General features: G+C 72.4%; 18 protein-coding genes. 15 read left to right on the forward strand and 3 right to left on the reverse strand.

From position 1 onward, the window contains the following. The first annotated feature begins 133 nt into the window (after positions 1-133). Entirely contained in the window at positions 134-808 is a 675-nt protein-coding gene (locus AB0H52_RS00230; RefSeq protein ID WP_151491877.1) for a DUF5979 domain-containing protein, read from the forward strand. A 3-nt stretch (positions 809-811) separates the two neighbouring features. Here AB0H52_RS00230 and gabT read toward each other — a convergent pair whose 3' ends face one another. Both gabT and AB0H52_RS00240 read right to left on the reverse strand, forming a co-directional pair. Then, the gene (gabT, locus tag AB0H52_RS00235; RefSeq protein WP_151491878.1) at positions 812-2,128 is read right to left on the reverse strand and encodes a 4-aminobutyrate--2-oxoglutarate transaminase; all 1,317 of its coding nucleotides are present in this window, start codon (positions 2,126-2,128) and stop codon (positions 812-814) included. A 27-nt stretch (positions 2,129-2,155) separates the two neighbouring features. After that, positions 2,156-3,592 carry a gamma-aminobutyraldehyde dehydrogenase gene (locus AB0H52_RS00240; protein WP_151491879.1) on the reverse strand — a complete coding sequence of 479 codons (1,437 nt, stop codon included), beginning with the start codon at positions 3,590-3,592 and terminating at the stop codon, positions 2,156-2,158. A 140-nt stretch (positions 3,593-3,732) separates the two neighbouring features. Between AB0H52_RS00240 and AB0H52_RS00245 the strand changes: the two genes are divergently transcribed. Then, positions 3,733-5,172, forward strand: a complete 1,440-nt coding sequence (locus AB0H52_RS00245; RefSeq protein ID WP_151491880.1) for an aldehyde dehydrogenase family protein — start codon at positions 3,733-3,735, stop codon at positions 5,170-5,172. On the opposite strand, the gene AB0H52_RS00250 is transcribed toward AB0H52_RS00245, so the two are convergent. Next, complete coding sequence (locus tag AB0H52_RS00250; RefSeq protein ID WP_151491881.1) at positions 5,169-6,410, reverse strand: SUKH-3 domain-containing protein; 1,242 nt, start codon at positions 6,408-6,410, stop codon at positions 5,169-5,171. The two genes, AB0H52_RS00245 and AB0H52_RS00250, sit on opposite strands and share 4 nt — an antisense overlap. Positions 6,411-6,488: 78 nt before the next feature. Here AB0H52_RS00250 and AB0H52_RS00255 point away from each other — a divergent pair, with 78 nt between their 5' ends. The 13 genes from AB0H52_RS00255 to manA all read left to right on the forward strand — a co-directional run bounded on the left by AB0H52_RS00255 (position 6,489) and on the right by manA (position 20,429). Beyond that, the gene (locus tag AB0H52_RS00255) at positions 6,489-6,911 is read left to right on the forward strand and encodes a YbaB/EbfC family nucleoid-associated protein (RefSeq protein WP_151491882.1); all 423 of its coding nucleotides are present in this window, start codon (positions 6,489-6,491) and stop codon (positions 6,909-6,911) included. Next, on the forward strand, positions 6,908-7,240 hold the full coding sequence (locus AB0H52_RS00260; RefSeq protein WP_151491883.1) for a hypothetical protein: 333 nt from the start codon (positions 6,908-6,910) through the stop codon (positions 7,238-7,240). Before AB0H52_RS00255 ends, AB0H52_RS00260 begins: the two co-directional genes overlap by 4 nt. 16 nt (positions 7,241-7,256) lie before the next feature. Next, a complete protein-coding gene (locus AB0H52_RS00265; RefSeq protein ID WP_357944224.1) occupies positions 7,257-11,597 on the forward strand; it encodes a toxin glutamine deamidase domain-containing protein in 4,341 nt (1,446 codons plus the stop codon). Between the two features lie 86 nt (positions 11,598-11,683). Beyond that, entirely contained in the window at positions 11,684-12,040 is a 357-nt protein-coding gene (locus AB0H52_RS00270; RefSeq protein WP_357944227.1) for a hypothetical protein, read from the forward strand. 115 nt (positions 12,041-12,155) lie between these two features. Next, on the forward strand, positions 12,156-12,770 hold the full coding sequence (locus AB0H52_RS00275) for a DinB family protein (RefSeq protein WP_225854703.1): 615 nt from the start codon (positions 12,156-12,158) through the stop codon (positions 12,768-12,770). A gap of 82 nt (positions 12,771-12,852) precedes the next feature. After that, positions 12,853-13,191: a hypothetical protein gene (locus AB0H52_RS00280; protein ID WP_151493427.1), complete on the forward strand. Its 339-nt coding sequence runs from the start codon at positions 12,853-12,855 to the stop codon at positions 13,189-13,191. An 89-nt stretch (positions 13,192-13,280) separates the two neighbouring features. Next, positions 13,281-13,946, forward strand: coding sequence for an endonuclease V (locus AB0H52_RS00285; protein WP_151493407.1), 666 nt, complete (start codon positions 13,281-13,283; stop codon positions 13,944-13,946). Between the two features lie 294 nt (positions 13,947-14,240). Beyond that, positions 14,241-15,293, forward strand: a complete 1,053-nt coding sequence (locus tag AB0H52_RS00290; protein WP_151493036.1) for a hypothetical protein — start codon at positions 14,241-14,243, stop codon at positions 15,291-15,293. A 68-nt stretch (positions 15,294-15,361) separates the two neighbouring features. Further along, positions 15,362-16,747, forward strand: a complete 1,386-nt coding sequence (locus AB0H52_RS00295; RefSeq protein WP_151493035.1) for a phosphomannomutase/phosphoglucomutase — start codon at positions 15,362-15,364, stop codon at positions 16,745-16,747. 61 nt (positions 16,748-16,808) lie between these two features. Further along, positions 16,809-16,994, forward strand: coding sequence for a Trm112 family protein (locus AB0H52_RS00300; protein WP_139585754.1), 186 nt, complete (start codon positions 16,809-16,811; stop codon positions 16,992-16,994). Continuing rightward, positions 16,991-18,187 (forward strand): SIS domain-containing protein, encoded by a 1,197-nt coding sequence (locus tag AB0H52_RS00305; protein WP_151493034.1) that lies wholly within the window; start codon positions 16,991-16,993, stop codon positions 18,185-18,187. The genes AB0H52_RS00300 and AB0H52_RS00305 overlap by 4 nt, the downstream gene beginning before the upstream one ends. Before the next feature lie 67 nt (positions 18,188-18,254). Continuing rightward, positions 18,255-19,262 carry a cation diffusion facilitator family transporter gene (locus tag AB0H52_RS00310; RefSeq protein ID WP_151493033.1) on the forward strand — a complete coding sequence of 336 codons (1,008 nt, stop codon included), beginning with the start codon at positions 18,255-18,257 and terminating at the stop codon, positions 19,260-19,262. A 3-nt stretch (positions 19,263-19,265) separates the two neighbouring features. After that, entirely contained in the window at positions 19,266-20,429 is a 1,164-nt protein-coding gene (gene manA / locus AB0H52_RS00315) for a mannose-6-phosphate isomerase, class I (RefSeq protein ID WP_151493032.1), read from the forward strand. Positions 20,430-20,663 lie beyond the last annotated feature (234 nt).

Below are 20,663 nucleotides of genomic sequence, written 5' to 3' on the forward strand. Positions count from 1 at the left end.
GCTCACCCTCGATCGCCAACCGTCGGGTCCGGCGGGACGGAGGTGCGGAGAGTGTCGGCTGCGGCTGAACGGTAGGGCGCTCCCGTCCGTACCACGCGGTGAAGAACACCATCGAGGACGGGAGCGACGGGCGATGAGGGTGCAGCGCAAGCACGTGCTGGCGGCGACGGTGGCGGTGCTCGCCACGGCGGGTGTGGCGGTGGGGACCGGGTTCGGGTTCGCCGGCACCGCCCCGGCACGGTCGTCGGTGTGCTCCGGCTCGGTCACCTTCTCGGCCGAGGGCGGGGCCCCGGCGGCGACCAGCGACCGGTTTCCGGTGGGTACCCGGCTGCGGGTGACCAACCTGGACAACAACCGGGCCGCCACGGTGACGGTGACCGGTCCGTCGGGCAGTTGTGTGCTGCTCAACGCGGCGGCCATGGACCTCGTGCGGGAGCCGGGCAAGAACGTGATCCGCCGCAACGTGGTGGAACGCCTCGACGCCGCGCCGCCGGCCGCCGACGCGCCGCCCGCCGGCACGGTACGCCCCGGTGCCGCGTCCCCCGGTGCGCCCGGCCCGGCGCCCCGCTCGGCGTGCCCGGGTGCGATCACGTTCTTCGAGGAGGCGGCCGGGCCGGCGGCGACCAGCGGTCAGTTCCCGGTGGGCACCCGGCTGCGGGTGACCAACCTGGACAACAACCGGGCGACCACGGTGACGGTGACCGGCCCGTCGGGCAGTTGCGTGCTGCTCAACTCGGCGGCGATGGACCAGATCCGTGAACCCGGCAAGAACCTGGTCCGCCGCAACACGGTGGAGGTCGTCCGCTAGGCGTCAGTCAGGTCTCCCGAGGGCGCCGTCGAGGATGTCGGCGCCCCGGGTGAGCTGCTCGTCGGAGATCACCAGCGGGGGCAGGAAACGCAGCACGTTGCCGTACGTGCCGCAGGTCAGGGTGAGCAGGCCGGCGGCGTGGCAGGCCGCCGAGATGGCCGCCGTGGCGACCGGGTCGGGGACGAGGGTGCCCGGCTGCACCAGCTCCACGGCGAGCATCGCGCCGCGCCCGCGTACCTCGGCGATCCGGGGATCCCGTTCGGCGACGGCCCGCAGCCGGGGGGCCAGCACGGACTCGATCCGGCGGGCCGCGCCGGCCAGGTCCAGCTCGTGCATGGTGTCGATGGTCGCCAGCGCGGCGGCGCAGGCGATCGGGTTGCCGCCGTACGTGCCGCCGAGACCGCCCACGTGCACCGCGTCCATCAGCTCGGCCCGCCCGGTCACCGCGGCGAGGGGCAGGCCACCGGCGATGCCCTTGGCCAGGGTGACCAGATCCGGTTCGACCCCCTCGTGCTCGCAGGCGAACCAGTCGCCGGTACGGCAGAAGCCGGTCTGGATCTCGTCGGCGACGAACACCACCCCGGCGGCCGTGGCCCAGGCCCGCAGCGCCGGCAGGAACCCCGGCGCCGGCACCACGAAGCCGCCCTCACCCTGGATCGGCTCGATCACCAGCGCGGCGACGTTCTCCGCTCCCACCTGCTTCTCGACCATCTCGATCGCCCGTGCCGCCGCCTCCGCCCCGGAGAGCCCGCCGTCGCGCAGCGGGTACGACATCGGCACCCGGTAGATCTCTCCGGCGAACGGCCCGAACCGGTGCTTGTACGGCATGTTCTTCGCGGTCAACGCCATGGTCAGGTTGGTCCGGCCGTGGTACGCGTGGTCGAAGACCACCACCGCCGGACGACCGGTGGCGTGTCGGGCGATCTTGACCGCGTTCTCCACCGCCTCCGCGCCGGAGTTGAACAGCGCCGAGCGTTTCTCGAACCCGCCCGGCGTCAGCGCGTTGAGCTGCTCGCACACCGCCACGTACGACTCGTACGGCGCGACCATGAAGCAGGTGTGGGTGAACCGCTCCACCTGGGCGCGGACCGCCTCGACCACCTTCGGGGCGGAGTTGCCGACGCTGGTCACCGCGATGCCGGCGGCGAAGTCGATCCACTCCCGGCCGTCCACGTCGGTGATCGTCCCGCCGGACGCGGTGTCCACGTACGACCCGATGACGCTGCCGACACCCCGGGCGACGGCATCGCCCCGGCGCTTGTGCAGCTCCTCGCTCGAGGGCGCAGCGCCGCTCTTCGTTCGCGACTGCGGGGCTCGCAAACCCGGCTCACTCCTCGCGCTCACGGGTCAGCCCTCGATGTTGTGCATGACGTGCTTGATCCGGGTGTAGTCCTCCAGGCTGTAGACCGAGAGGTCCTTGCCGTGCCCGGAGTGCTTGAAGCCGCCGTGCGGCATCTCCGACACGAACGGGATGTGCGTGTTGACCCAGACGCACCCGAAGTCCAGCCGGCGGGTCATCCGCATCGCCCGGCCGTGGTCGCGCGTCCACACCGACGCGGACAGGCCGTAGTCGACGCCGTTGGCCCAGCGCACCGCCTCGTCCTCGTCGGAGAACCGCTGCACGGTGATGACCGGTCCGAACACCTCGTCCTGGATGATCTCGTCGGCCTGGCGCAGCCCGGAGACCACCGTCGGCGCGTAGAAATAGCCGCGCTCACCCTGCCGGGAGCCGCCGGTCTGGATGGCGGCGTGGTCCGGCAGCCGGTCGACGAAGCCGCTGACCCGGGCGAGCTGGTTGGCGTTGTTCAACGGACCGTAGAGCACGTCGGCGTCGTCCGGAGCACCGGTCTTCGTGCCGCGGGCCTGCTCGGCGAGCGCCGCCACGAAGTCGTCGTGGATGCCCGGGCCGGCCAGCACCCGGGTCGCCGCCGTGCAGTCCTGCCCGGCGTTGAAGTAGCCGCCCACCGCGATGGCCCCGGCCGCCGCCGCCACGTCCGCGTCGTCGAAGATCACCACCGGGGCCTTGCCGCCCAACTCGAGGTGGGTCCGCTTCAGGTCGGGGGCCGCCGCGGCGGCGACCTCCATGCCCGCGCGGGTCGAGCCGGTGATCGACACCAGCTGCGGGGTCGGGTGCGACACGAGGGTACGACCGGTGTCCCGGTCGCCGCAGACCACGTTGAACACACCCGGCGGGAAGAACTCGGCGGCGATCTCGGCGAGCAGCAGCGTCGACACCGGCGTGGTGTCCGACGGCTTGAGCACCACCGTGTTGCCGGCGGCGAGCGCCGGGGCGATCTTCCAGACCGCCATCATCAGCGGGTAGTTCCACGGGGTGACCTGGGCGCAGACGCCGATCGGCTCCCGCCGCACGTACGAGGTGTGCCCGGCCATGTACTCCCCGGCGGACCGCCCCTCCAACATCCGGGCGGCGCCGGCGAAGAAGCGGAACTGGTCCACCGCCGGGGGCAGTTCCTCCTCGGCGGTGAGCTGGCGGGGCTTGCCGGTGTTGCGCACCTCGGCGTCGACCAGCTCGGCCGCCCGCGCCTCCACCGCGTCGGCGAGCTTGAGCAGCGCCTTCTGCCGCTCGGCGGGCGTGACGTCGCGCCAACTCTCGAACGCGGTGGCGGCGGCGCTCATCGCCGCGTCCACGTCGGCGGCCCCGGAGACCGGGGCCTGGGCGAACACCTCACCGGTGCAGGGGTCGATCAGGTCGGCGTACCCGCCGTCGGCCGGTTCGACGGAGGAGCCGTTGACGAAGTTGCGCAGCTGCTGCTGATCACTCATGAGGGGATCTCTCCGAGGGCCGGGGTTGCGGTCTGCGGCGGTTATCGCAATCTGTCTGCCATCTTGGCTACTGAATTCGCGGCAGACAAGGGCTACGGCGACTGTTTCCGTCGACCGCTGTCTCGTCTACGCTGCTCGGCGTGGAGCCCGCAGCCTTCTTCGTCGCGTCCCGCCCCGCCCACGGCGAGGGTGAGCTGACCGTCCACCACCCGTACGACGGCCGCCCGGTGGGGCGTACCACCCTCGCCACGCCCGACCAGGTCGACGCCGCCGTCGCGGCAGCGGCCGGTGTGGCCGCGCAGGCCGCGGCCCTGCCCGCGCACGCCCGCGCGGCGGCCCTCGACCACGTGTCCCGGCGGCTCGCCGAACGCGCCGACGAGGTCGCCGCGCTGATCACCGCCGAGAACGGCAAGCCGGTGAAGTGGGCTCGCGCGGAGGTCGGACGCGCCGTCTCCACCTTCCGGTGGGCCGCCGAGGAGACCCGGCGCTTCTCCGGAGACCTGCAACGACTCGACACCGACCCGACCGCCACCGGCCGGATCGCTCTGGTCCGGCGGGTACCGAAGGGGCCGGTGCTGGGCATCGCGCCGTTCAACTTTCCGCTCAACCTCGTCGCGCACAAGGTGGCGCCGGCCATCGCGGTCGGTGCCCCGATCATCGTCAAGCCGGCGCCGGCGACACCGCTGTCCGCGTTGCTGCTCGGCGAGCTGCTGGCCGAGACCGACCTCCCGGCCGGCATGTTCTCGGTGCTGCCGCTGCCCAACGACCGCGCCGCCGAGCTGGTCAGCGACCCCCGGCTGCCGGTGGTGTCGTTCACCGGGTCCGGTCCGGTCGGCGCGGCCATCCGCCGTCAGGTGCCGGAGAAGCACGTCACGCTGGAACTGGGCGGCAACGCGGCGGCCGTGCTCTGCGCCGACTGGACGTCGGACGACGATCTGGACGTCGCCGCGCGGCGGATCGCCACGTTCGCCAACTACCAGGCCGGCCAGTCGTGCATCGCCGTCCAGCGGGTGTACGTGCACCACACGGTGTATGCCGACTTCCTGCCCCGGCTGGTCGCGGCGGTACGCGCGCTGCGCACCGGCGACCCCACCTCCGAGTCGACCGACGTCGGCCCGATGGTGTCCGAGGACGCGGCCCGCCGGGTCGAGACGTGGGTGGCCGAGGCCGTCGCGGCCGGCGCCACCGTCGAGGTCGGCGGCGACCGCGACGGCGCCACGTACCCTCCGACCGTGCTCACCGGCGTGCCCGCCGACGCCAAGGTCGTCGCCGAGGAGGTGTTCGGGCCGGTGCTGGTGGTCGCGCCCGTCGCCGACGACCAGGCCGCGTTCGCCGCGGTCAACGACTCGGCGTACGGGCTGCAGGCCGGCGTGTTCACCCACCGTCTGGACGTGGCCTTCTCCGCCGCGCGGACCCTCGACGTGGGTGGGGTGATCGTCGGCGACGTGCCGTCGTACCGGGCCGACCAGATGCCGTACGGCGGCGTCAAGGGCAGCGGCGTCGGCCGGGAGGGACTGCGCAGTGCGATGGACGACTACACCGAGCCGCGCGTCATGGTGCTGACCGGCCTCGCGCTCTAGCCGGCCTGCCAGGTGCCGTCGTCGCGGACCCGGGCCGGCGCACGGCCGAGCAGCAGGGTGGTCAGCGCGGCGTCGATCGTGTCGCCGAGGAACCACTCGCCGGCCTGATCGAGGGCGAAGACCCGGCCGCGCTCGTCCACCGCCAGGATGCTGTCCTGCTGCTCGGTGCCGATCGGAAAGAGCCGGACGCCGAGCACCGCGCCGAAGTCGGCGAGCGTGTCGGCGGTGTGCGCGATCGTGTGCGGGCGGATGTCGAACCGGGAGATCCACACCTGCTCGCCGGGGCCGCGCCGCGCGCCGACCAGGCTGGGGAACGCGGTCAACGCCTCGATGGCGGCCGGGAAGACCGTGTGCCGGTGGGCGCGCCCCGCCACGGCGGTGACGTCCCGCACGGCGGCGGCAGCCATGATCTGGTCGCCGATGTGCGGACGCCAGCCGGCCGCCACCAGCGCGTCGGCCACCTCGCGCGGGAAACGGCCCGGGTCCGGGTCGGGCGCCGTCGGCGGCAGCCAGGTTTCGGTGTACGCCCGAGCCGACTCCGGCAGAACGTTCGCCCGCACCAGGAAGTTGACGCACGAGTCGCAGGGCCGATCGGCCGCGCCACCGGCCGGATCGCCCGGCTCACGCATCCGGAAAATCTCGAACCGCGCGCCGTCCAGCAGTGCCGCCGCCTCGGCCCGCCCCATCGGGGCGATGCCCTCGGCCGCCCGCAGGTGGTCGTACTCGTGCAGCACGTCGGACACCACGATCAGCTCGGCGTGGCCCTCGCCGCCGCGGACCAGCTCGCCCGGGGGCAGCCGATCCAGGTAGGTGCGCACGAGCGGGTGATGGTTGAGCGGGACGTCGCCCTTCGTGCCGTGGGCCGTCCAGATGCGACCGTCGATGGTCAGATGGGCGGTGGTGTTCGGGGTGGCGACCCGGCTGATCTCGCGGACCAGCAGGCTCGACTGGTCCACCGTGCGGGCGGCCGTCGGCCCGGTCGGCTGGCTGCGCCGGTACATGTCGGCCACCACGTCGCTCGGCACCCGCGGCCAGGTGGTGACCTTCCCGGTCTGCTTGTCGATGACGGTCGTCGGCAGGTCACCGGGGACCGTCCGCGCCTCGGTGGGCACGATGGACGTGATGACGTAGCCGAGATCGAACTCGTCGACCATCGGTGTGCACTCGTGGCCGAGACGCTGCGAATCACGGCGAGCCCAGGTGGCCGCGAGCTGCTCGGCCTGTTGACGGTCGATCACACACCGAAACTACCGGATTACGCGGATCGATGGCGGCCGGTATGGTTCGGCCTACCGACGGTGACGGGAGGAGCGGCGGTGAGCGAACGCGTGGACCGGGACGCCAATCGCGAGCTACGGGCCCGATTCGACGACGTGTACGGGCAGTATCAGCAGCTCAGGTCCAATCTGGACGAGCTGCGAGCCCGACTCGCCGCGGTCCGGGTGACCCGGCGGTCGGCCGACGGGCAGGTCACCGCGACCGTCGGTGCCCGGGGCGAGTTGGTGGCCGTCGACCTCGACCCGGCCATCTATCAGGCCCGGGACGCCGAGGCGTTGAGCCGCACAATTACCGAGACGATCCGGGCCGCCACGACCGCCGCCGGCGCCGCCACCCGGGAGTTGGTGGCCGAGCACGTGCCGGCCGGCGCCGGCCCCGTCGAGTTCCTGCGCACCGGAGATTTCGGCGCGCTGCTCGGGCGCGCCGAGGCCGTACTCGGCCGGGGCGAGGGGCCGGCATGACCGACGGGCAGCTCTGGCTCGATCCGTCCCGAGCACGCCGGGGCGGTGCCGACCTCGCCCTCGCCGGCGACGCCGTGACCGCCCGACGGGCGGCGGAGGGCGGCGAGATCGAAACCGCCAGCGGCGCCCGCCCGTGGGGCCGCGACGACATCGGCGCCGCGTTCGAGCGCAGCTACCGAGGCTTCGAGCAGACCGTCCTGCGGGCCTGGACGGGCATCGGCCACCGGCTCACCGAGCTGGGCACCGACGTGGTCCAGGCGGTCGACGCGAGCGTGCAGACCGACGGCAGCAGCGCCGCCCGGCTCGACCGGGCCGCCGACCGGCGCTGACAGCGGGGCGATCCGGATGAGCGTGCTCCCCAGCCCGATCCCGCACCCGCTCGACTACGCACCCTGGGACGTGCCCGGCTGGATCTACGAGGCACTCGACTGGGTCGTCGGCGTGCAGTGGCCGGAGGGCGACGAGCGGGCCGTCTGGGACGTCGCCGACCGGTGGTACGCCGTCGCCGCCGTACTCGCCGGGCCGCACAGCGACGCCGCCGCGGCCGCCACCGAGGTACGCGCCGGATACGGCGGCGTCGGTGCGGTCGACGCCGCGTTCGAGGCAGCCTGGCGGGGGATCGCCGAGGGCGCCGACGCACCGCTGCCGGTGCTGCTCGCCGTCACCAGCGACCTGGGCCGACTGGTCGAGGAGTGCGGCTGCGACATCGAGGGTGCCAAGCTCGAAGTCTGGATCGAGCTGGGCATCCTGGTCATCGAACTGCTGACGGTGGCGGTGGCGGCGGTGCTCACCGCCGGTGCCGCGTCGCCCGCCGCCGGAGCGGCGATCACCGCGACCCGCCTGCTGATCCAGCAGATCTTCAAACGTCTGATGGGGCAACTGGCCAGCAAGTCCCTCAAACACGGGCTGAAGGAGGCCGGCGAACGGGCCGCCAAGGAGGTCGCCCGTGGCGGCGTACGCGGGCTGGCCACGCGCGCCACCCGGGAAGGACTGGAGGAGGCGGCCGAGGAGGCCGGGGTCACCCTGGCGACCCAGGCGTACCAGAATTCCACCGGCCGGGCACACGGCCTGGACCTGACCGACCTCGGCGCGTCGGCCGTCGGCGGCCTCGCCGGCGGGGCGGTCGCACCGCTGGCCGGCCTGGGGCGGCGCGCCACCGGTCGGGCCGCGCGGGTCGGTGAACACCTGGGCCGGGAGATGACCGGTGAGGTGCTCGCCGAGGCTGCCGCCGGCCTGGCCACCGGGCAGGGCCTGACCTCGATCGAGGACGTCGCCCGCGCGGCCGCCTCCGGGGCCACCGGCTCGGCCACCGCACAGACCGACCACGCCCTGCACGCCAAGCTGGACGCGCAGGCCAACGCCCTGGCGGGAGCCTCGCTCGCGGGCCAGCCGCTGTCTCCGGCGTCCCCTCTGGCCTCTGCATCCGGCTCTGCCTCGGCGTCGGGCGCGGCGGCTTCGGTGTCCACCGGGGTGGCGTCTACGGTGTCGGCGTCTACGGATGCGGCGTCTTCGGTGTCGGCCGCCTCGGGTGCTGCCGCTTCGGGCGCGGCCTCCTCGGCGTCGGTGTCGGTCTCTGCGGAGGCGGCCGGGCCGGTGGTCGGGTCGCCGGTGGTTGCGGCGCAGGCGGCGCTCGGCGGGGCGGACACGCTCGCGTCGCCGGTACACGACCAGGCGGGGTCGGTGCGCGACGCGGAAGCCGCCGTCCCGCACGGCCCGACCCAGCCCACCGCCTCGGACCTGAGCCTGTCGTCGGCGTCGCCGCTGGCCGGCGACGCGCCGGGTCGTCCGGTGCTCTCGACCGAGGCGGCCGTGTCATCCCCGGACGGGCACGGCCCGGCCATCGCGGACCGGCCCGGCCCAGCGCACCCGATCGCCGCCGACCCCACCCTCTCGTCGGTGGCCGCGCCCACGGCCGGCGCCCTCTCGTCGGTCGCGGTGCCCACGGCCGACGCCCTCTCGTCGGTCGCGGCGCCCACGGCCGGCACTCTCGACCAGGCCACGCCACACGGTGGTTCGGTTGCCCCGGGTGTCACCGGCCCGTCCGGGTGGTCCCCGCCGGCCACGAGCCCGCCCAGCACCCCGGCCACGTCCCGCACCCCGGCCACGACCGTCGGCCCGGCACCGCTCGCCAGCCCGGCCTCGCCCTTCGCGATCCGGGAGGCGTTCGCTCCGGGACGCGTACCCGCCCACCCGGCACGCGGCCGGGCGTCGATCCCCACCGACCTGTCAGCACCCTCGCAGTCCGAGATCGAGGACAGCGACTGGTACGCGGCCCGGTGGGCCGCCGAGGCGGAAGCCGCCGAGCGGCGACGCTACCGGGGCTACTACGAGTCGCGACGCAACGAGTTCGAGAACAGCCGGCGGCAGGCCGAGGCCGACCGACTGCACGCCCTGGCCGCCGAGCACGACCGCAGGGCCGTCGAATACGCCACCTACGCCCGGCAACTGCACCGGACCGGCCACCCCCGGTGGGCCGACGGCTGGCAGCGGGCCGCGAACGACGAGACGCGCGCGTACACCCAATGCCGTGACCTGGCCGACGCGGTGCTGGCCGGCACCCGGGCACCGCAGGTCGTCGACATCGGCGACGCCGCCTTCCGGCAGGCCAACAAGGACGTGGGCGCGCTCGCCCTCGGCGCGGTGGAGACCGCCGGGCCATCCCGGCTCACCGGCGACGACGTACCCCCGCCGATCGACGACTCCCGGCCATACGGACAGCCCGGCGGACTGCGCCCGCCGCTGGCCCTGCACCAGGTCGACGTCGAACGGCAGATGCCCCGCGACCCGGACGGCAACGTCACCCGCACCGCCGACCCCCGCCGCGGCGCCTGGTTCCGGCTCTTGAACGACGGCGGTCCGATGGCCGACGCCACCCGGGGCATCAACTGCCTGGACTGCACCCTGTCGATGTTCGAGACATGGGTGCACGGACGGCCGCGGGTGTCGGCACCGCGCACCTTCGACGGCTACCTCGACGGCGACACCCGTCGCCCGATCCGCGGCGAGGCCGGCGGGCCCGGCCGGGTGGAAGACGTCACCGGTGGTCGTTTCCAGCAGGTCCTCGCCCCGCCGCCCGGCCAACGGCTGCACCCCGCACACGCGCGGCAGGCCGCCGACCGCAGCTACCGCAACCTGCACGACCAGTTGCTGCTCGGCGGCCACGGCAGCTACGCGTTCCTGGTCACCGAATGGGCCGGCGGAGGCTCGCACGCCTGGGTGGCGCTCAACCAGAACGGCACCGTCCTCTACGTCGACCCGCAGACCGGCCTCATCCGCGACCGACCGCTGTACCCCGACGTGGTCGGCATCGACGCGCTGGTGCTCGACGGAGGCGGCCGCCCCATGCCGCTCGGCGGACTACCCCGAGGCCGGTTCAGCGAACGGCCCGACCTGCCGCACCACCCACCGGTACGCGACGACGGTGGCCACGGCGACCCGTACATCAACCGGATGTACCTGCTCCTGGACGGGCCGGGCGCGGCCTCGTCATCGCCGGACGGCGATCGGTCGCCCGGCGCTACGTTGGATCAGCCCTCGCCGCCCGCTGACCCGGCCCGCGCCGTCACGCTGGCCGAAAGTCTGGACCAGGTCTTCGCGGCCGGGGTGAGCCCCGTTGAGTTCGCGTCAGTGGTCGATCCGCCCACCCTTCGTCGGCTCCTGCCGGAGCTGGACGAGGCGTCGGCCCGGGATCTCGTGCGGTTGTTTGCCGACGATCGGGTCCGCGACATGCTCGACCACGCCCGGCGGGAGCCGCCCTCGAACGAGCCGGCCCTGGCCGAGAACCTGGTTCGGCAATTGGTGCGGCGGCCCGATCTGGCCCGCATGATCGAGTCCACACCGGAACTCGGGAAGTCGTTGACCGCTCGCCCGCTGACCCTCTTCCACCTGGCCAGCCACCAGCAGGCCATCGACGTCCTCGCCGAGGTCCTGAACGATGTCGCCCAGCAGGAGGTGAGAGGGTCGGATACCGCTGAAATGGAGATCAACCGGCCCGAGCCCACTCCTCTGACGGACCAGCAGCGCTCGATCAGCGCGAGCATTCGGTTGCAGGATTCTTCGGCCACACAACCCGGTTTTGACAGGCGTCATCACGCAGACCCGTCTTATCGGCAGCGCTACGTCGATGAACTGTATGCGGAGGCAGTTGTCGCCCAGGTGGAGCTGAACCAGTTGGCGGTTTCCCTGGCCGAGGTGAATGGCGATCGTGTCGGCCAGCCTGGCTGGCGGCAGCAGCCCAAGGATCGCCGTCGGGCCGAAGACAAGTTGGGGAAGTATCGGGGTGACGCGTCCAAGTTGCTCGACCTGGCCGCCGCGAAGGTCGAGTTTCGCCGCTTGGACGATCTCTACGCAGCGCTCGCGCGGACACGAGACCATCCCGATATCACGATCGTCTCCTGCGATGACCGCTTCGTATCCCCTATGGACAGCGGCTACCGGGACGTCCAACTCGTTCTGCGGATGAGCAATGGCCACCTGGCTGAGTTCCGGCTACACCTGGCGGCGCTCGACGAGGTCGCGGTCTGGGAGCATGTGCTCTATGAGGTCCGGCGCGACATCGAAGCAATCGCCCAAGCCGACGGGCGAGCCCTGACGCCGAGAGAGCGATCGATTACCGGAGGCATCCGGCGTCGCGAGCAACAACTGTTCTGGCAGGCATTGCAGTCAACCTTCGAGGAGAACGACTAGTGTCAGAGGGTCTATCGCTCCCCTCCTACTACCTCTATTACCAATCCCCGGTAAAGATCGTGGAAACCCCGGATGGGGGTGCCAGAGTGTGGCGCGTTTCCATCGATACCGGCGGTTGGCAGGAGGAAAATGGCATCTTCGTGGAGATCACGCTAGGTGTCGGGGGTGAAATTTTTCGGCGCACCCCAGAGGACTTCGTTCAGGAGGTGGAACGCTTTCGGGCGCACTATCTCGAGGGCGACGGGCCGATCTTCGGCCTCTACGAGACGATACAGGCGCTTCGAGATGCGGCGACGGCCGAAGACCGCCACCTGACGCCCAGAGAGCGAGCCCTCATTCGTGGAATCCGCCAGCGGACGTTCGTGATGTTCGAGGAGCAGCTGCGCCTCGCTGGCGACCCTGGCGCGGACCCCGATATCGCCGGCCGGACTGTTCGTGACTGATGGGGGCTTGGGGTAACGCGATCCTGTGGGAGCACCGCAGCCGAGGATGGGCTTTCGATCCCGACCTGGTCGAGCGATTCGATCCAGATGCCCAGTACGAGTTGAGGAGGTCGACATGACCCGGAGATCCGGGTCGGACGCCGAGAGCAGGGCCGAGCCTCACATCTCCGGCGGTGAACCCACGCGGGTCTTCGGCTGGTCGACGATGTTCGTTCATTCGGGCGACGACCCGCGCTCGGGCGGCAATTTCGCCGATGAGCGGACCGTCCTCGTCGAGTTCCTGCGCAACCAGCGCCTGACGCTGGAGCGCAAATGTGACGGCTTGGACGCCGAGCAGTTGGCCCGCCGTTCCGTCCCGCCGTCGACGATGTCGCTGCTCGGCTTGATCCGGCACTTGGCGGAGGTGGAGCGGGGGTGGTTCCGGCGGACGATGGCTGGCCAGGAAGCGCCCCAGATCTACTGTTCGGATGACGATCCCGACGGGGACTTCGACGGCGCGTTAGCCGATCCGGCAGTGGTCGACGAGGCACGACGCGCCTGGCGGGCCGAGGTCGAGTTCGCCGAGCGGTTCGTGGCCGAGGCTCCGGACCTTGAGGTGCAGGGGCGGCAACGGAAGGGCAACGTCGTCGTGCTGCGCGAGCTGTTGGTGCACATGATCGAGGAGTACGCGCGCCACAATGGCCACGCTGATCTGCTGCGCGAGCGGATCGACGGAAGGGTCGGCCTGTGATGGTCGCAAACTTTGTCGCCGGCCCTTCAGGGCCGCCGCCCAGCCTGATGGGGTAGTTCGGGTCGGCGAATAACATTGAGGGATGGCAGAGCCCAAGACGGAGAAGAGCACGTCCAACGCCTGGGCATGGCCGGTCGGCATTCTGATCGGTCTGGTGATCGGCATCCCCTCGTTCGGTTCGACGGGTGGAGTCGCCTTCGGTGTCGCCCTCGGCATCGCCTTCGCGCTCGCCTTCGGCGCGACCGGGAAGCGGTCCGAAGGCGGCCCATCCGCAGGCGACACGGCCGAAGGCGACCCGTCGGCAGGCGGCACGGCCGGAGAAGGGGGCTCGACCGCAATTCCCCCGAAGGGTTCCTCCATCCCGGACATTGCGGACGCCAGCGCAACCGGAGACAGTGCCGACGGTCCGCGCCGAGGGTGATCCACTCCCGTTCACCGAAAGTGGGGTATCCGGGGCCTGGGGATAGCCCGCTTTCGCCGAAGCCGAGTGGATTAAGCAGTGCGCCAGGCCTGACGGCCGCGCCGCGCACTGTTGCGGAGGCGGTGGGCGTGCAGGAGGCGTTGCGACCGCTCGTTGACCTGGTCGGGCCGGGCCCGGCCACGCCGGTGATGGTGGCCGGGCTGGACGTCGCGTACGCGCAGAGCGGTGACCTGCTCGCGGCGGCCGTGACCGTGTTGGACGCCCGGACGCTGGCCGTGGTGGATTCCGCGGTGAGCGTGGGTCGGCCGGCATTCGGGTACGTGCCGGGGTTGTTCGCGTTCCGTGAGTTGCCGGCGCTGCTCGCCGCGCTGGATCGGCTGTCCACCCGACCGGACCTGCTGGTCTGCGACGGGCACGGGTTGGCTCATCCGCGCCGGTTCGGGCTCGCCTGCCATCTCGGGGTGGTGACGGGGCTGCCCGCGATCGGGGTGGGTATGACGCCGCTGATCGGTGAGTGGGATCCGGTGCAGCGGGGGCGGGGTTCCTGGTCGCCGCTGCGGGACGGGGGTGACGTCGTCGGCCGGGTGGTGCGGACGCAGGACGGGGTGAAGCCGGTCTTCGTCAGCGTCGGGCATCGGATGAGCCTGGACAACGCCACCACTCAGGTGTTCGCGTTGGCGCCGCGGTACCGGCTGCCGGAGACGACCCGGACCGCCGACCGGCTGTGCCGGGAGGCGCTGGCCCGCGCCCGTTGACCGCGGCACCGGTCGACACGGCTCGGCCGACCGAGCCGACCGAAGGCCGAGCCGACCGAAGGCCGAGCCGACCGAGCAAAGGCCAGGCGGAAGGCCCGGCCGACCGAGCGAAGACCGAGCCGACCGAGCAAAGGCCAGGCGAAGGGCCGTGCGGCGCAGGGGTCGGCGAGCGGGCGGGCGGGGCCGTAAACCGTAACGCCGCACACATGCGGACCGCTCTATGACCAGGGGTGGGGGTGGGCCGGTAGTAGCCTGACCCGCGGACCCCACCCGGGGAGAAACGGTGAGGTGATCATGACGGTGCGTCGGCGCGCGGCGCGGCTCGCGACGATCTGCGGTGTTCTGGGCGGCCTGGTGCTGCTCGGCGCGTCGCCGGCGTTGGCCGACGACGACTCGGTCCGGGTCGCTTCGGCCAGCAGTTTCGCCGCCGGTGGCTCCCCCCAGGGGGTGAATGTCGCGGTGCGCAAGCGCTCCGACGGGTGCGTCGTGCTGCGGACCGCTCTGGGTCTGCATCTCGAGGGTCTCCAGCCGGATCAGGTGGCGGTGCAGGTGAACGCGGGTGGGCGCTGGTTCCCGGTGGCGGTGTCCGGGAATGACGGCAGCGCGGTGACCGCGCAGACGTCGCCGGCGAAGCCGACCCTGTGCAAGGGCAAGGGCATCACGGTGCGGTACCGGGTGGCGTTCGCCGCGGGCGCTCCGGGCGGCCGGCTCGTGGTGACCGGCGTGGGGGCCAGCGCGGCCGGTCAGGAGTTGGGCCGGGGCACCGACACGGCGAAGGTGACCGGTGCCCGGGTCACCCCGTCGCCGACGCCGTCGAAGAAGCCGACCCCGACCCCGAGTCCGACCGAGGCCGCGACGGCCGCTGAGGCGGTGAACCCGGTCGCGCTGGGTCCGACGTCGGGCGCGCCCGACGCGTCGGCGGCCGCCGACGAGTCCGGAGGTGGCTCGCCGGTGATGTTCTTCGGTATCGCGATGGTCGCGGTCGGGCTGCTGCTCATCGTCCTGCTGGTGCGACGCTCCCGGCAGGACCGGCCGCCGGCCGACCGGCCGTCCGGGCCGCTTCCGGGCAACCCCGGCGGCACCACCTACCGCTCCGGCGGTGGGTCGCCGGCCGCGCCCGGTCACCCCGGCTCGGTGTACGGCCAGCAGCCGCCGCCCGGCAGCTACCCGACGGTGCCCGTCCCGCGGCCCACCCCCGGTGGGGTCTACGGGACGCGGCCTGCCGCGACGGAGTCGACTCCGCACGCGACGCAGCCGATGCCGGGTGCGCCGGGTGCCAAGGGGCAGCCCGACGATCCGTCCGACGGCGGAGAGCACACCACGGTCATGCCCCGGCTCCCCGGCTGAGCGGGGCCGGACCCCTCCCCTCCGATACGCTCAGGTTCGGTGGAAACTGCGGCCAAGGAGCGAAACTAGTGTCTGATCTGTCCCGGATTGTGAAGGCGTACGACGTCCGAGGGACGGTGCCGGACCAGTGGGACGAGCGGGTCGCCGAGGCACTTGGAGCCGCGTTCACCCAGCTTCTCAACTCCACCGACGAGCCGGGCGACGCGGTCGTCGTCGGGTACGACATGCGGGCGACCTCGCCCGGGTTGGCTGCCGCCTTCGCGGCCGGCGTCCGCGCCGAGGGCCGTTCGGTGATCGAGATCGGGCTCGCCTCCACCGATCTGCTCTACTTCGCCTCGGGTTCGCTCGACCTGCCCGGGGCGATGTTCACGGCCAGCCACAACCCGGCGCAGTACAACGGCATCAAGATGTGCCGCTCGGGTGCCCGGCCGATCGGCCAGGCCAGCGGGCTCGCCGAGATCCGGGACCGCGCGCAGGCCCTGTTGGACTCGGGTGAATCCCGTCCGGCGGGTGAGCCGACCCGACCGGCCGAGCGGCGTGACCTGCTTCCCGACTACGCCGCGTACCTGCGCAAGCTGGTTGACCTGTCCGGCATCCGGCCGTTGAAGGTCGTGGTCGACGCGGGCAACGGGATGGGTGGGTTCACGGTTCCCACCGTGCTCGGCGACGCGGCACTGTCGGCGCTGCCGTTGGAGATCGTGCCGCTCTACTTCGAGTTGGACGGCAGTTTCCCCAACCACGAGGCCAACCCGTTGGATCCGGCGAACCTGGTTGACCTGCAGCGCGCCGTGGTCGAGCACGGCGCCGAGATCGGGCTGGCCTTCGACGGTGACGCCGACCGGTGCTTCGTGGTGGACGAGCGCGGCGAGCCGGTCTCGCCGTCGGCGATCACCGCGCTGGTGGCCGCGCGTGAGCTGGCGAAGCACCCGGGTTCCACGGTGATCCACGGCATCATCACGTCCAGCGCGGTTCCGGAGATCATCCGCGAGCACGGCGGCAAGCCGGTCGTCGCGCGGGTCGGGCACTCGTTCATCAAGGCGGAGATGGCGCGGACCAATGCCGTCTTCGGTGGTGAGCACTCGGCGCACTACTACTTCCGGGACTTCTGGTTCGCCGACACCGGGATGCTCGCCGCGATGCACACCCTGGCCGCGCTGGGCGAGCAGTCGCTGCCGCTGTCCGTGCTGGCGGGGGAGTACGAGCGCTACGTCGCCTCCGGCGAGATCAACTCGACGGTGGCCGACCAGGCCGCCGCGGTGGCCGACGTGCGGGCCGCGTACGCCGACGCGGTCGTCGACGAGATGGACGGGCTCACCCTGCGTTTCCCCGACGGCGCCTGGTTCAACCTGCGTGCCTCCAACACCGAGCCGCTGCTGCGGCTCAACGTCGAAGCACCCACCCGGGAACGGATGGTCTCGCTCCGGGACGACGTGCTCAACCGCGTTCGCCGATAAGATCGCCTGCGCCGGTCGGCACCGCCGCCGGTCAAGCCGCACACGTGGAAGGAGCCGTGCCATGGCCCTGGATCCGCAGTTGCTCGAGATTCTCGCCTGTCCGGACACGCACCACGCCCCGCTCACCTACGATGCCGAGGCGCAGACGTTGACCTGCACGCAGTGCGGCCGGATCTTCGAGGTCCGGGACGACGTGCCGGTGCTGCTGCTCGACGAGGCGCGTGGCGGCCCCGGGCAGGCATCATGATCGACGGTACGGCCGGGGTCAGCGGTCGTCGCGAAGCCGACGAGGCCCTGCTCGACAATCCGGACGCGCTGGCCGAGCACGATCCGGGCGGCATGCTCCGACACACCGCGTCGGCCGGCGCGCAGGTACGTGAGAGCGCGGCGTTGGCCGCCGAGGCGAATCTGGCGGTGCTGGCCGACGACGGGCGGCCCCGGGCCGTGGTGATCGCGGGCATCGGCACCGCGGGGCGTACCGGTGACGTGCTGGCCACGGTCGCCGGCCCGCGCTGCCCGGTCCCGATCATCGGGCACCGCAGCGCGGGCGTACCCGGCTGGGTGGGTGCCGCCGACGTGGTGATCGCGGTGAGTGCGTCCGGTCGGAGCCCGGAGGCGCTGGGCGCCGCCGAGGCGGCGCACCGGCGGGGTGCCCGGCTGGTCGCGGTGGGTGCCCCGGATTCGCAGTTGCAGTCGATCGCCGAGCAGGCCCGTGCGCCGTTCATCCCGGTGCCCCGGCGCGCGCCGGCGCGGGCCAGCCTCTGGGCGCTCACCGTGCCGGTGCTGCTCGCCGCCCGCTCGCTGGGCCTGGTGAAGGTCAACGAGGCGGATCTGGCGGAGACCGCCGCCCGGCTCGACGCGGACGCCGACCGCTGTCGTTCCGCCGCGGAGTCCTTCGTCAACCCGGCGAAGTCGCTGGCCATGGGCCTGGCCGGGTCCATCCCGATCGTCTGGGGTTCGTCCCCGCTGGCGACCGTGGCGGCCCGCCGGTTCGGTGACACCCTGTCGGCCAACGCCCGCTACCCGGTGGTCACCGGGGCGCTCGGTGAGGCCGGTCGTGGTCGGGTCGGCCTGCTCGACGGCGTGTTCGGTGGTCTGGCCGAGGGGGAGCGGGACATCTTCGCCGACCCGTCGGAGGACGACGGCGAGGGGACCCGTCTGCGGCTGGTGCTGCTGCGCGACGGCGGGCTCAACGCCGAGGACGACACCGACGAACCCTTCGCCGTGGAGGAGCGCCGCGCGGACGCGGTGCAGACCCTCGCCGAGCGTCGCGGGGTGCGGTGTGACGTGGTGACCGCCGAGGGCGGCTCCGCGCTGGAGCGGCTGGCCTCGCTGATCGCGGTGCCGGATTTCGCCTCGATCTACCTTGCTCTGGCCCACGGGCTGGATCCGATGGCCGTACCGGCCATCACCGAGATGAAGGAGCTGTCGAACCAGTGAACGAACGTAGGGGGCGGCGCGTCATGCGCGGACCGGTCGGCTTCGTCGGGCGAAGCGGAGCGGCGGCATGAGCGCCAACGGTGGGACGAGGGCGATCGTCGCCGCTCTGCTGGCCAACGTCGGCATCGCCGTCACCAAGTTCGTCGCGTTCCTGCTGACCGGGTCGTCGTCGATGCTGGCCGAGTCGATCCACTCGGTCGCCGACTCCGGCAACCAGGGTCTGCTGCTGCTCGGTGGCAAGCGGGCCAAGCGCGCGGCCACCCCGGAACACCCCTTCGGGTACGGCCGGGAGCGCTACATCTACGCGTTCATCGTGTCGATCGTGCTGTTCAGCCTCGGTGGCCTCTTCGCCCTCTACGAGGCGTGGCACAAGTGGTCGGATCCGCACGGCATCAGCGAGTGGCAGTGGGTGCCGGTGACCGTGCTGGTCGCGGCGATCCTGATGGAGTCGTTCTCCTTCCGGACCGCGATCAAGGAGTCGAACCACATCCGGGGCAACCAGTCCTGGGTGCGTTTCATCCGCCGGGCGAAGGCGCCGGAGCTGCCGGTGGTGCTTCTGGAGGACTTCGGCGCGCTCGTCGGTCTGGTGTTCGCGCTCTTCGGCGTCACCATGACGCTGATCACCGGCAACGGCGAGTGGGATGCCGCCGGCACCGCGATGATCGGCGTACTGCTGGTGGTCATCGCCGTCGTGCTGGCCATCGAGACCAAGAGCCTGCTGCTCGGTGAGGGTGCCGAGCCGAAGGACCTGGCCGCCATCGAGCACGCCGTCACCGATGGTCCCGAGGTCGAGCGGATCATCCACATGAAGACGCTCTACCTGGGTCCGGAGGAGCTGATGGTCGCCGCGAAGATCGGCGTTCCGGCCTGCGAGAGCGCCCACGACCTGGCCCGCGGCATCAACGCCGTGGAGGCGCGGATCCGTGCCGCCGTGCCGATCGCGCGGGTGATCTACCTGGAGCCGGACGTCTACAGCGTCGCAGCCGCCGAGGCCGGCACCGGTGCCGCCGCCGACACCGCGGTGCCCCAGGCCCAGGACGTGTCGGGCGAGGCGGCCGGGCGGCCCGGGGGCTGACGGGTGGAGCTCCTGTACGGACCGATCCGGGACTACGCCTGGGGGTCGCGCTCGGCGATCGCCCTGTTGCAGGGCCGGCCGGTGCCCAGCGCCGGCCCGGAGGCGGAACTGTGGCTGGGCGCCCACCCGGGCGCCCCGGCCATGGTGGAGCGCGCCGGGCTCCAGGTCAGCCTCTGTGACCTGGTGCGGGACGAACCGGGGCAGTGGCTCGGCCAGCGGGTGTCCGACCGGTTCGGCAATCGGCTGCCGTTCCTGCTCAAGGTCCTCGCCGCGGACGCCCCGCTGAGCCTGCAGGCCCACCCGGACGCCGAGCAGGCGCGGGCCGGGTACGCGGCGGACGCGGAGCGCCCCGAGGCGGAACGCAACTATTCCGACCCGCACCACAAGCCGGAGTTGCTGGTGGCGCTCACCCCGTTCGAGGCGCTGTGCGGCTTCCGGGCACCGGCCGAGTCGGCCGAGGCGCTCGCGGCGTTCGGCGTACCGGTGCTGACGCCGGTGGTGGACGCGTTGCGGGCCGGGCCGGCGGGGCTGCGGACGGCGGTGCGGACGCTGCTCTGCTGGCCGGCCGGGGAGCGCGAGGACCTGCTGTCGGCCGTGGTGGCGGCGCCGGCCGACGGCCCGGACGCGGAGTTGGCCCGCCGGTTGGCGGTCGCCTACCCGGGCGATCCGGGTGTGCTGGTCGCGCTGCTGCTGCACCACCTGCGGCTGGTGCCGGGGGAGGCGATCTGGATGCCCGCCGGCAACCTGCACGCCTATTTGAGCGGCTGTGGCGTGGAGATCATGGCGGCCAGCGACAACGTGCTGCGCGGCGGACTGACACCGAAGCGGGTGGACGTCGACGAGTTGCTGCGGGTGCTGCGTTTCGAGGTGCTCGACGACCCGGTTCGGACGGCGCGGCCGGTCGGCCCGGGGGTGGACTGTTGGCCGGTGCCGGTGGACGACTTCGCGCTGCACCGGGTCCGGGTCGGGTCGGCGGTGCCGTCGGTCACTGTGTTGCTGCCCGGCCCGCGGGTGGTGCTCTGCGCCTCGGGGTCGATCACGGTGGACGACGGGGCGGGTGCGGTGACGCTGGTCTCGGGTCAGGCGGCGATCGGCGACGCGGCCGGCGAGCCGTTGCGGATCGGTGGTGCCGGTGAGGCGTACGTGGCGACGTCGGGGCTGCGCTGACGCGCGCCCGTCGCTACGACACAAGTCCGACTTTCCCGGAATGGCTTGACGCGTCCCTGCCTCAGTGTGACTCTATGAGTACGCAGCGTTATCGCGACGATGGTCCGACGACGTGCGGGGGAACCAAACCGGGGGGATGCGCGGGGCGGGCGGGACGTGGGCGGATGTCTGTCCACCACCGACCGCCCCGTGCGCTGTCCGTGGACCGTCCCCTGATGTCCGTCGCCGACGCGC

The sequence above is a fragment of the Micromonospora sp. NPDC050695 genome, assembly GCF_040654415.1.
Classification (GTDB): domain Bacteria; phylum Actinomycetota; class Actinomycetes; order Mycobacteriales; family Micromonosporaceae; genus Micromonospora.

Bases quoted from the DNA above. Each gene is read 5' to 3' on its own strand.
- AB0H52_RS00230 (WP_151491877.1), top strand. From the start codon at position 134: ATGAGGGTGCAGCGCAAGCACGTGCTGGCGGCGACGGTGGCGGTGCTC.
- AB0H52_RS00240 (WP_151491879.1), bottom strand. From the start codon at position 3,592: ATGAGTGATCAGCAGCAGCTGCGCAACTTCGTCAACGGCTCCTCCGTC.
- AB0H52_RS00260 (WP_151491883.1), top strand. From the start codon at position 6,908: ATGACCGACGGGCAGCTCTGGCTCGATCCGTCCCGAGCACGCCGGGGC.
- AB0H52_RS00265 (WP_357944224.1), top strand. From the start codon at position 7,257: ATGAGCGTGCTCCCCAGCCCGATCCCGCACCCGCTCGACTACGCACCC.
- AB0H52_RS00275 (WP_225854703.1), top strand. From the start codon at position 12,156: ATGACCCGGAGATCCGGGTCGGACGCCGAGAGCAGGGCCGAGCCTCAC.
- AB0H52_RS00280 (WP_151493427.1), top strand. From the start codon at position 12,853: ATGGCAGAGCCCAAGACGGAGAAGAGCACGTCCAACGCCTGGGCATGG.
- AB0H52_RS00290 (WP_151493036.1), top strand. From the start codon at position 14,241: ATGACGGTGCGTCGGCGCGCGGCGCGGCTCGCGACGATCTGCGGTGTT.
- AB0H52_RS00300 (WP_139585754.1), top strand. From the start codon at position 16,809: ATGGCCCTGGATCCGCAGTTGCTCGAGATTCTCGCCTGTCCGGACACG.
- AB0H52_RS00305 (WP_151493034.1), top strand. From the start codon at position 16,991: ATGATCGACGGTACGGCCGGGGTCAGCGGTCGTCGCGAAGCCGACGAG.
- AB0H52_RS00310 (WP_151493033.1), top strand. From the start codon at position 18,255: ATGAGCGCCAACGGTGGGACGAGGGCGATCGTCGCCGCTCTGCTGGCC.